Source organism: Solidesulfovibrio fructosivorans JJ], assembly GCF_000179555.1.
GTDB lineage: Bacteria > Desulfobacterota > Desulfovibrionia > Desulfovibrionales > Desulfovibrionaceae > Solidesulfovibrio > Solidesulfovibrio fructosivorans.
In genome coordinates, this window is record NZ_AECZ01000058.1 from 1 (window position 1) to 11,207 (window position 11,207).

8 protein-coding genes are annotated in these 11,207 nt (G+C 63.6%); 2 read left to right on the forward strand and 6 right to left on the reverse strand.

The features are described 5' to 3' along the window. Positions 1 to 163: 163 nt before the first annotated feature. The 5 genes from DESFRDRAFT_RS20070 to DESFRDRAFT_RS20090 all read right to left on the reverse strand — a co-directional run bounded on the left by DESFRDRAFT_RS20070 (position 164) and on the right by DESFRDRAFT_RS20090 (position 7,630). Positions 164 to 1,618, reverse strand: a complete 1,455-nt coding sequence (locus DESFRDRAFT_RS20070; protein ID WP_005997075.1) for an NAD-dependent succinate-semialdehyde dehydrogenase — start codon at positions 1,616 to 1,618, stop codon at positions 164 to 166. An 81-nt stretch (positions 1,619 to 1,699) separates the two neighbouring features. Then, entirely contained in the window at positions 1,700 to 2,479 is a 780-nt protein-coding gene (locus tag DESFRDRAFT_RS20075; RefSeq protein WP_005997077.1) for an N-acyl homoserine lactonase family protein, read from the reverse strand. A 47-nt stretch (positions 2,480 to 2,526) separates the two neighbouring features. Further along, positions 2,527 to 3,681 (reverse strand): iron-containing alcohol dehydrogenase, encoded by a 1,155-nt coding sequence (locus DESFRDRAFT_RS20080; protein WP_005997079.1) that lies wholly within the window; start codon positions 3,679 to 3,681, stop codon positions 2,527 to 2,529. A gap of 84 nt (positions 3,682 to 3,765) precedes the next feature. Further along, positions 3,766 to 5,196, reverse strand: a complete 1,431-nt coding sequence (locus DESFRDRAFT_RS20085) for a solute carrier family 23 protein (protein ID WP_005997081.1) — start codon at positions 5,194 to 5,196, stop codon at positions 3,766 to 3,768. A gap of 343 nt (positions 5,197 to 5,539) precedes the next feature. After that, complete coding sequence (locus tag DESFRDRAFT_RS20090; protein ID WP_005997083.1) at positions 5,540 to 7,630, reverse strand: sigma-54-dependent Fis family transcriptional regulator; 2,091 nt, start codon at positions 7,628 to 7,630, stop codon at positions 5,540 to 5,542. Positions 7,631 to 7,857: 227 nt separating this feature from the next. On the opposite strand from DESFRDRAFT_RS20090, the gene DESFRDRAFT_RS20095 reads away from it, so the two are divergent. After that, positions 7,858 to 8,736, forward strand: coding sequence for an AraC family transcriptional regulator (locus tag DESFRDRAFT_RS20095; protein ID WP_005997086.1), 879 nt, complete (start codon positions 7,858 to 7,860; stop codon positions 8,734 to 8,736). 394 nt (positions 8,737 to 9,130) lie between these two features. On the opposite strand, the gene DESFRDRAFT_RS20100 is transcribed toward DESFRDRAFT_RS20095, so the two are convergent. Next, positions 9,131 to 10,759, reverse strand: a complete 1,629-nt coding sequence (locus tag DESFRDRAFT_RS20100) for an aminotransferase class V-fold PLP-dependent enzyme (protein ID WP_005997088.1) — start codon at positions 10,757 to 10,759, stop codon at positions 9,131 to 9,133. Between the two features lie 225 nt (positions 10,760 to 10,984). On the opposite strand from DESFRDRAFT_RS20100, the gene DESFRDRAFT_RS23065 reads away from it, so the two are divergent. Further along, on the forward strand, positions 10,985 to 11,207 hold a 223-nt coding region (locus DESFRDRAFT_RS23065), incomplete at its 3' end, for a hypothetical protein (protein WP_233489667.1).

An 11,207-nucleotide genomic window follows, 5' to 3' on the forward strand; every position in this document is an offset into this window, starting at 1 on the left:
GGGGGGTGTTGGGACCTTCTCTCGGCTGGCGTTGCGATCAAAACGAGAGCGGTTTCTATAAGGAATAGCTAGGAAATTTAGGAAGGGGAGAGCGCGAGAGGGGGCAACCCTTTTTAAAGGGTTCCCCCCCTCGCATTCTCTTCCCTTTTCTTAATTTTCCTGATTATCCAATATACGAGCAGACGTATTTGATCTCGAGGTATTCGTCGATGCCGTATTTGGAGCCTTCACGGCCGATACCGGACTGTTTCATGCCGCCGAAGGGGGCGACTTCGTTGGACACGAGTCCGGTATTGTGGCCGACGAGGCCGTATTCCAGCGCCTCGGCCACCCGCCAGACCCGGCTGGCGTTTTCCGTATAGAAGTAGGCGGCCAGGCCGTATTCGGTATTGTTGGCCGCGGCGATCACCTCTTCCTCGGTTTCGAAGCGGAAGATCGGGGCCAGGGGACCGAAGGTTTCCTCCCGGGCCACGCGCATTTCGCTTGTCACGCCCGACAGGATGGTCGGTTCGAAGAACTGGCCGCCCAGGGCATGGCGTTTGCCGCCGAGCACCACCTTAGCGCCTTTGCCCAGCGCATCGGCGATGTGGCTTTCCACCTTTTCCATGGCGTTTAAGTCGATCAGCGGACCGATCTGCACGCCGGGCTGGGTACCCGGGCCCACGGGCATGGCGGCCACGGCCTCGGCCAGGCGCGCGGCAAAGGCGTCGTGGATGCCGGACTGGACGTAGAGGCGGTTGGCGCACACACAGGTCTGGCCGGCGTTGCGGTATTTGGAGGCGATGGCCCCGGCCACGGCCTGTTCCAGGTCGGCGTCGTCGAAGACGATAAAGGGCGCGTTGCCGCCGAGTTCCAGGGAGAGGCGCTTGATGGTCGGCGCGCACTGGGCCATGAGCTTGCGCCCGACCTCGGTCGAGCCGGTAAAGGACAGTTTGCGCACGACGGGGCTGTCGGTCAGCGCCTTGCCGATGAGGCTCGATTTGCCGGTGACAACCTGGAGCACGCCGGCCGGCACCCCGGCCTGCTCGGCCAGCACGCCAAGGGCCAGGGCGGTAAAAGGCGTCTTGGCGGCCGGGCGCACGATCATGGCGCAACCGGCGGCCAGCGCCGGACCGGCCTTTCTCGTGATCATGGCGGCCGGGAAGTTCCAGGGGGTGATGGCGGCGGTGACGCCGACCGGCTGCTTGAGCACGAGCAGCCGCTTGTCGGCGGTCGGCGCGGGAATCACGTCGCCGTAGACGCGGCGGGCTTCCTCGGCGAACCATTTGATGAAAGACGCCGCGTACATGATCTCGCCCTTGGCCTCGGCCAGGGGCTTGCCCTGCTCGGTGGTCAGGATGGTGGCCAGATCATCGGCATTGGCCAGGATCAGGGCGTGCCACTTCTCCAGCACCGCCGCGCGCTTGGGCGCGGCCAGGGCGGCCCAGGGTTTCCAGGCCGCGTCGGCGGCGGCGATCGCGTCTTCGATTTCTCCCGCCTCGAGCTGGGGCACTTTGCCGACCACGCTGCCGTCGGCCGGGTTGGTGACGGTGTCGGTCGCGCCGCCCGCCGCCGCCACCCATTGGCCGTTCACCAGGCAGGCTTCCTTGAACAGTTCCGGGTTTTTCAGATTCACCATGCCGCTCCCTTGGCCCGCGACCGTGCGGACCGGTTTTTCATGGTTGGCGGCGGGGGGCCGTTGCCGGCCCCCCGCGTCGGATCAGTCGTAGTAGGCCGGGGCCTGCTTGACGGATTTCCAGGCTTCGGGGTCGTGGCCGGTCATGATGGTCACGCCGTGGGCGTCCTGGAGCAGGCGCATGCGTTCGACGCTGCGCACGGTCTCGCCGGCGTTCCACATGAGCCCGGGCAGGGTGCCGTTTTGCAGGTTGTCGGTGGTGTAGCAGGAATCGGCGGCCAGGAAGGTGGGGCCGCTTTTTTCCAGATTGACGAGGATGGACTGGTGGCCGGGGGTGTGGCCGGGGGTGAAGTGGATGGTGATGGCCTTGTCGCCGAACAGGTCGAACCCGTCGTCGCGCCAGCCTTCGAGGATCACCCAGGGCACGTCCTTGTCGAAGTCCTTCCGGATGTAGGCGGCCTTCATGTACGGATCGGGCACATAGGCGAAGTGGAGTTCGTCGCGCTGGACGATGTATTTGGCGTTGGGGAAATGGCCCACGCCGCCGGCGTGGTCGAGGTGCAGGTGGGAAAGGATGACGTAGCTGATATCTTCCGGGGCGCAGCCGACCTTTTTGATGGCGTTGGCGCACCACTGGTCCTCGGTCATGACCGGATCGTAGGCGGCCAGGATGGAGCCCCAGTGTTCCTCCTTGTGGTGGACGGTCTCGAGGGCGTTGCCCGTGTCGAAAAGCACCTTGCCCTTGGGATGGTCGATGAGCGCGAAAGGCACGGGGACATCGAAATCCTTGTCTATCCCTTTGTTCAGGGTGAAGTACTGTTGTTTGCTTTTGAGGACGCCCGCTTCGAACATGTACATTTTCATGGGTATTCTCCGCGTTGGCTACAGGTGCGCGAGATGTGCCGGACCGCTTACAGGGCCTGCCGGTAGATGACCTCGGCGTCTTCCTGGGTCATGTGGCGCGGGTTGTTGGCCAGAAGCCGCGTCACCAGCATGACGCTGGCGGCCAGCGTCGGCACGTGCTCCTCGGTGACGCCGTAGGCGGCCAGATGCTGGGGCACGGCCAGGTCCTCGGCCAGTTCGGTCAGGGCCGTGACCGCGCTGGCGGCGGCCTGGCGCAGGCTCAGGCCCGCAACCGGCTGGCCCAGGAAGGCGGCCAGCTCGGCGAAGCGCCCGAGGTTGCCGGTCTGGTTGAAGCGCATCACCGGCACCAGCATGATGGTGTTGGCGATGCCGTGGGGGATGTGGAACTCGGCGCCGATGGGGTAGGCAAAGGCGTGCACGGCCGTGACCCCGGCGTTGGCGAAGGCCATGCCGGCCAGCATGGCCCCGCGCAGCATGTTTTCCCGGGCGGGCAGATTGTCGCCCTTGGCGTAGGCGGCGCGGATGTTGTTGTAGATCAGATGGATGGCTTCCTTGGCCAGCAGGTCCGTCATGGGCGTGGCGTTGATGGAGGTGTAGGCCTCCAGGGCATGGATGAGCGCGTCCATGCCGGTCGGGGCCGTGACTTTGGGCGGCAGTCCGATGGTCAGTTCGGCGTCGAGCAGGGCCACGGCCGGGAAGATGTATGGGCTTACAATGCCCTTTTTGAGCTTTTCGTGGTGGTCCGAGAGGATGACGATGGGCGTCACCTCGCTGCCGGTGCCGGCCGTGGTGGGAATGAGGATGGTCTTGAGCCCGGGGACGGGGATCAGGTCCGTGCCGAAGTATTTGCCCACCGGACCTTCGTTTACGGCCATGACGGCCGTGATCTTGGCCATGTCCAGCGACGAGCCGCCGCCGATGCCGATAATGCAATCCGCCTTGGCCCCCTTGGCCGCGGCCAGGGCATCCTCCACGATCTCGTAACGCGGATCGGCCTCCACCTTGTCGAAACGGACATGGGCCAGGCCGGCCGCATCGAGCAATCCTTCCACACGTTCCACAATGCCCGACGCGGCCACGCCCGGGTCAGTGATGATGCACACGGACGTTTTGCCGAGGCGGCGGACCTCCTCGCCCACGCGGGCGATGGTTCCGGTTCCCAGGATGATGCGCGGGGTCGTGGCGAAGATCTCCTGATGCATAGGATCAGCCTCCGGGTAAGACGGTGGTGGTTATGATATGGAGCGGCGACAGCCTGTCCGCCGTCGCAACATGCCGTGTCGTGTCTAGGCGACCGATTTTTCGCCGGCCAGCTCGTCGGCTTCGGCGTCGAGGGCGCGTTGCAGGTCCTCGGCCCAGATCGGGGCGGCGGTGGTGTCGCCGCGAAAGAAGTCCAGGGCGTAGATGATGAAGCAGACCACGAGGCCCGCCCCGAAGGCCCAGGCCGCGCCCTTGGAGATGAGGATGCCGGCGACCATGCCGCCGATGCCGAGGTCTTTTAAGCTCTTGGCCTCGCGCGCGCCGATGTAGACCGACACGAAGCCCTGGATGATCATGGTCAACGACAACGCGGCCGGCAGGATGGGGCGCGTCATGGAGACGATGGGCAGCAGCCAGTAGCCCGTGAACGTGCCCCAGCGGAAGGCGGCCACGCCGCCGAAGATGGAGTCCATGCTCTCGCGGCCGGTTTTCCAGCGTTCGTAGGTGACCACGGTCATGGCCGCCCAGATGGGGCCGCACATGGAGACGTCGGGGCCCATGAAGGACATGAAGGTGTTGCGCGCGCCGACGATCAGGTGGGCCCGGTCCGGGTTGTAGTCCACGTGTTCGTCCGGGCGCTTGGCGTCGGCGTCGCGGATGATGCCCTGGGCCTGGACGGCGTCGCCGAAGATCACGATGTAGGCGGCCAGCACCAGCGGGATGGACTTGAGGTACATGGAAAGCGAAGGCCAGCCGAGGGTTCCCCAAGGCACCCAGTCGGTCCACAGGGTGGTGAAGGCGGGGTGGGAGAAGCCCCACTGGATTTCGAAGGGGGCTTCGCCGACCAGGGGGGCGATGACGATGGCGGCCACGATGGCCGGCAGGATGCCGAGGTTGGCCGCCAGCTTGACCGCCGCGTTCTTCGTGGACCAGCCCCGGAAAAGCGGGTTGTACATCATGAAAAGGGCCACCAGGGCGCACACGCTGATGGTGATGGGCATGGTGTAGAACTTGCCGCCTTCCTTGAAGATGAGCTGGATGGCGGCGATGCCGGCGCCGAGGATGACGCCGGATTTGACGGCCCGGGGAATGAGCCCGATGACCGTGCGGGCAAGGCCGGTGACGCCGAGAAAGAGGCACCAGATGCCAAGCATCAGTTCGAAGGCGATCAGCGCGTGCATGCGCTCCGGGCCCATGGGATAGGTCAGGCAGTAGGCGATCAGAAGCGGAATGGCCGGCGTGACCCAGCCGGGGACCACCGGGTCGCCGAACAGGGAATGCCAGAGGTAGAGGAAGCCGTTTAAGATGACGATGGCCAGGGCCACTTCGAAGGGCATGCCGAGGGTATCCTGGAGCACCGGGATGATCGACAGGCACACCGCGCACATGACCAGGCCCTGCACATAGTCGGCCCATTCCCAGCGATAGTGGATGCCGGGAAGGCGCAGTTTCAATTTCCACAGGGGAAGGTAGGGCGCTTCGTTCTCAGGGGTCCGTCTGACGCTTTGCACTGCCATGGAATCCTCCAGTCGCTCGGTTCGACCGCATTGCCTCTAACGCCGGGCGGAGCGCGCCATGTGCTCCCGTAAGGATCGAAAACGGCGACGCCGCCCGCCAAAAGAGATCAATATCCATGCCAGTGGGGTATGAAAAAACTGAAATCCTATAAAATCAATGATACTATGAGGATGCGTGGATAAGCAATGTAACTGTCATGACAACTCGTGATGATAATAAACATCAGGTGATGCGCGGCCGCATCGCCAAATCAAAAAAATATGTAAAAATTACGTAAGTAAAGACAGGAACAAAGACGATAGAAGCCTGATGCCGCGATGCATCGGGTGATGTCATTTGGCATCAGGCCTCGGACAAGCCGTAGCGATGCGCTTTGCGAACGATGGTCGACTGGTTGACCTTGAGCGCCCGAGCCGCTTTGCGCGTGGAGCCGTGCGTGGTCAAGGCTTGCCGGATGGCTTCCCGTTCTGCGGTCTCCAGGATGCCGCGCAGCCCGGTTTCGATGGTGTTCTCGGCGTCATCGCCGCCCTTGGCCGTGACCAAGGCCCGGGTTGCCGCCTCCCGCGTGATCACGTCGCCCTGGCACAGGACCACCAGCCGCTCCATGGTGTTTTCGAGCTGCCGCACGTTGCCCGGCCAGGAGCAGGCGGCCAGATAGTCGCAGGCTTCGGGATCGATCTGGCGGCTGAGGCCATACTTGCGGTTGAAGCTCCCCAGGAAGCGGTAGATGAAATCGAAAATGGCCTCGCGCCGTTCCCGAAGCGGCGGCACGACCACCGGCACGACGCTCAAGCGGTAGTAGAGGTCGCTACGGAACAGTCCGTGGCGCATCATGGTTTCCAGGTCCCGGTTGCTGGCGGCCATGATGCGTACGTCCACATCGGTCGGACGCACCTCGCCCAGGCGCAGCACCTTGCGTTCCTGGAGCACGCGCAACAGCTTGGCTTGCAGTCCCAGCGGCAGTTCGCCGATCTCGTCGAGGAAAAGCGTGCCCTGGTGGGCCAACTCGAACACCCCGGGCTTGCCGGCCCGGCAGGCCCCGGTAAAAGCCCCCTGGACATAGCCGAAAAGCTCGGATTCGAGCAACGCTTCCGGGATGGCCGCGCAGCTGATCTTGACGAACGGCTTGTCGTTGCGCGGACTGTGCTCGTGGATGATGGAGGCCACCACCTCCTTGCCCACCCCGGATTCGCCGAGGATCAGCACCGTGGAGTCCACCTGGGCCAGGCGCAACGCCTGCTCGTAAACGTCGCGCATGCGCTTGGAGCGCACCACGATGCGCCCGCCCTGGCCGATGCTCTTGCGCAGCGAATCGAGCTCCATGCGGTAGCGCTCGTGCAGGGCGCTCATTTTCTCCAGCTCTTCCTGGAGCCTCTGCAACTCGGTGACGTCGCGCACATTGGTCACCACCCGCCACAGCTTGCCTTTCTCGTCCAGGATGGGGTTGCCCGTGACCACGATGGTTTTGCCGCGCTTGACCTTCTGGATGATGGTTTCGGTCTTGAGCGATTCCAGCACGAGCAGGGTGACGGACTGGTCGTAAAACCCCTCGCGCACCAGCTCGCGCATGCTGCGTCCGACCACTTCCTCGGCGCGGATGCCGGTGATGCGCTCGTAGGCGCGGTTGATCTGTAAGGTGACGCCTTCGCCGTCGGTGATGAATATCCCGTCGAAGGAGGAGTCGATAATGGAGCGCAGCTCCCGGGACAAATCGCGCAGGCCGCGCAGCTTGCCGAGCACGGCATGGCGGTCGTTGACGTCGCGCAGCCAGACCATGCGGCAGGGCTCGGCGCTCTGGCTGAAGGGGTCCGGCACCTGCCAGCGCAGGGTCACGTAACGGGAGTCGTCGCGCACGGCCAGCGCCACCGCCTCCGGCTCCACCGGATCGTCTTCCACGTCGAAGCCGGCCCCCGCCAGCGCTTGGCGCAGGCCCGCGCCCCGGCGGGCGGCGGCGCCGAGGACCAGTTTGGCCGCGTCGTTGGCCCAGCCGATGGCCCCCTTGTGGTCGCACAACAGCAACGGCTCGGGAAAGCGGGCCAGGGCGCGGGACCAGGGTTCGGTCCCATCGGCCAAGCCGGGCGCAAGCTCGGGCAAAAGACGCGAGGCGTCCACGCAGCCCATGATGCGGCTCAGGCTGTCGACCACGGCCAGAAACCGGTTCTCGTACCAGGCGATCTCGTCGACCGGCGTGTCGGGCTGCACGGCGCAGATGTGCCGGTGGGCATGGTGGGAGACCGGGTCGGACAGGTTGGCCCCGCCGGCCAGGGCGCGGATGAGGTCGTCGCTGGTGAATATCGTTTCCGGATAGCCGGAATCGCCAAGCACCTGCGCCCCGCCCACGCCGCTGCCGCGAAAAAGCGCGGCAGCCTCGCGCAGCGTGTCGTCCTTGCGCAGAAAATGCGCGTTGTGCTGCATGATGTCGTGGACTTTCATGACCTGCTCCCGTGTCGCCGGCGTGAGAAAATCCTCTGAACCATAGTCACTATAGGAACAGTATCCGTTCGGGGTCAACTCGGAGCGAAGATTGGAGAGAAATCCTTTGCAGACGATAAAACAGACCGCATGTCACTTGATTCTTGTCTGATACTGCTTTTTGTGATAGAAAAAGGCAGCCGTCGCAAGGGCCACAAGGCATAATGCCGCGACGGCGGGGAGGCCCCATGCGGGAAATCGCCGAACTCATGGGCCGGTTGGCCGTAAACGAAGGGGAAACAACCACGGGCATCCCGGGCGTGGCCCTGCACAAGCGCACGGAAAACATCTGCCGCACGCCGCTGCTCTACCAGCAGGGCGTCATCATCGTCGGCCAGGGCGCCAAGAAGGTGCACCTCGCCGACACCGTCTACACCTACGACCCGGACCACTACCTCGTGCTGTCCGTGCCCCTGCCCGCCGAATGCGAAGCCGTGGTGCATCCGGACGAGCCGCTCCTTTCGCTCAAGGTCGATATCGACCTGCACATGCTCACAAGCGTCATCGACCAGATGGACGAGGCCGCCCCGGGTTGCCCCGCGCGTCCCTGCTGCCGCCATCAGGGTCTCACCCTGGCCTTTGCCGACGCCCCCTTCAAGGAAACGGTGCGCAGGCTCCTTTGCGCGCTCCTCTCCCCCCGCGAGGCCCGGGTGCTCGGCCGGGGACTGGTGCGCGAACTGCTCTTTCGCATCATGTGCGGCGAAAACGCCGCCTCCCTCTACGCCCTGGCCCACAAAAACACCGGACTCTCCCGCATCGACAAGGCGCTCAAGCAGATCCACTGCAACTTCAGCCAGCCCTGTAGCGTCGAACAGCTCGCCGGCGCGGTCAACATGAGCACCTCCGCCTTCCACCGCGCCTTCAAGGACGTCACCTCGCTCTCGCCCATCCAGTATCTGAAAAAAGTGCGCCTCAACAAAGCCAGAAGCCTGCTCGTCGAAGACGGCCTGCGCGCCAGCGACGCCGCCCGACAGGTCGGCTACGAAAGCGTCTCCCAGTTCAACCGCGAATTTAAACGCTACTTCGGCGCCAGCCCCCGCAATCTGCCGGAGATCAACGGTCGGTGAACGTGGGGACGGGAGTGCGTGCCTCCGGCGGCCAGGAGGGGCTTTGCCCCTCCTGGACCTCCCCACCGGGAGGCGAGCGCGCCCCCCGGACCCCCCGTCTGGTGTGCTTTGGCTGGACGGGAGGGCTGGGGGGAAGCGGTCAGGCGGTTGAGTGAAGATGGCGGCGGCATTTGCCGGGACGGTGCATGTCGCTTCGCGACAAGCTCGTCCCGGCAAATGCCGCCGCCACCACGCCGTCGCCCCTTCGGGGCGAACTAAGAAATTTCTCCTTGGTCATGGAAGAACAACCGTTCCCCCTTTGCCCCTTTTAAAAGTTTTGGGGGAGGGTGGGGGTCCGGGGGAGGGAACCCCTTTTTTCAAAAAGGGGTTCCCTCCCCCGGCTCCTTCTTCTCCCCTAAACGTACGCGCGGGTGTGGACGTTGCTGGCGAGTTTCTTGGACTGCATGGCCTTGATGACGTCGACCACGGCGGCGACCACGGCTTCCGGGTCGGACGACAGGTTGCAGAAGGTGGGCGAGACGCGCACGAGGTCGTGGCCTTTCACCTTGAGGTTGGCGATGGCGAAGCCGTGCTTTTCGTAGACGTGCTTCATGACGTCGCCGGCTCCGATGCCGTCGGGCGTCTTGAACAGGAACACGGAGCTGCGCAGCGCGTCGTTGGTGGTCGGCGTGGTGATCCACTTGTAGGCCGTCTTGGCGGTGAAGTCCGGGAACACCTTGGGCAGGTGTTTGAAGAGCGCCTGTTTGACCTTGTCGCCCAGGGCGTGGATGCGGGCCTCGATCCTGGCCGGGGTCACGCCGGGGTGGAAATGGCCGGTGTGGAACAGCGCCGCCATCCAGGTGGAAACCAGCGTGGCGTCGTTTTGCTGGCCCAGATAGGAAAAGCGCTTGGCGTTGGGATCGATCTTGCCGGACTCGGCCGGGAAGCCGTAGTCGGCCGGGGTGTTGATGTGCTCGTCGTAACCCCAGATGCTCGGCGTGAATTTTTCGGCCGCGCCGGTGTTCGTGTTCATGTAGAGAATGCCGACCATCTTGGGGCCGCAGGGCCATTTGTGGAAGCTACCGGCGATGCTGTCCACGCCCACCTTGTCCAGGTTCAAGTCCAGCACGCCGAAGGTCTGGGCGCTGTCGGCGTGGATGTAGATGTCCTTGTTGATCGTGCGCAGTTCGTCCACGATGCGCTTCATGGGCAGCAGCATGCCGCATTCGTTGGACTGCCAGGACAGCGTCACGATCTTGGTGTTCTTGTCCACCATGCGGCGCAGCGCTTCCAGGATCTCCTTTTCCGAGGCCGGGTCGGAGGGAATCATGCCGGCGGCGCGCTCGGCGTCGGTGACGGTGTTGGCGAACATCTTGGTCTGCAACACGCGCACGGAATCCTTGCCCCAGCCCTGGGTGGCCTTGCGGTAGAACCAGGCGTCGTAGTTGGTGGGATGGTTGACGTCCCAGGTGACGACGTTGTCCTTTTGGGGATCGAAAAAGCCCGAGGTCACAAGGCCGTTGTTGATGAAGTTGTTGCCCTCGGTGGAGTTGGCAGTCAAAGCCAGCAGGAAATCGGCGGGCATCTTGATCTGGCCCAGACCGAACCAGTCTTTCACCGCGCCAAGGCCGTTGACAAGGCTCGCGTCGGCCAGCTCGCCGCGCATGGGAAAGGAGATGTCCGCGGCAAGCAGTCCCTGGACCAGCTCCACCATGGACGAAACCGGCTTCATGGACGGGCACAGGTTGGCGGCGTTGACGGAGATGCTGGTGAAGGCGTCCCGGTCGAAATAGTGGCGCACCAGCTTGTCCCACTGGGCGTCGTTGTCCGCGGCCAGGGCATCGGCGCGGAATTGGCGGCCGTCTTTTTCCCACTGGGCGATGGCGGCTTTGATCCTGTCCATGGCCGACCGGGTTTCGGTCTTGGGCTTGGGCGTTTTTTTGGCTTCGGCCCGGGCGGTGGTGAAGGCCACGCCGGGCAGCATGGCGACGCTGCTGGCGCCCAGGGCGATTCCGATGAATTTGCGGCGGCTGAACTGGCTCATGGGCTGGCATCTCCTTGAGGTTGAAAGCGATTTACAATGCAGAGAGGACGAGGCCTGTAAAACATGAGACCGAAGCGATCACGACACGTGATGCGCCAATAACGGCATAACGCGACTCATCATGGAGGGCAAGCTGCAATCCGCCACCCCATTCAAGCCTCCACAATGGAGTATGAAACATAAAAACTGCAAAATTGTAAAATATATTTCTTAAAGAAGAACGCCTTGAACAACGCCGTCAAGGAGAAAATACGTCCCCACGCCATCCTGGTGCGACAAAATGGAAACGCGCCGCAGTCACCCACGGCGCGTTCAGATACGAAAGGCGTGCGAGAGGGGGAACCCTTTAAAAAGGGTTGCCCCCTCTCGCGCTCTCCCCTTCCTAAATTTTCTAATTATTCTTCGTATATTACCGGAATTCCTGCTGCGGAATATCCAGAATGCCCCC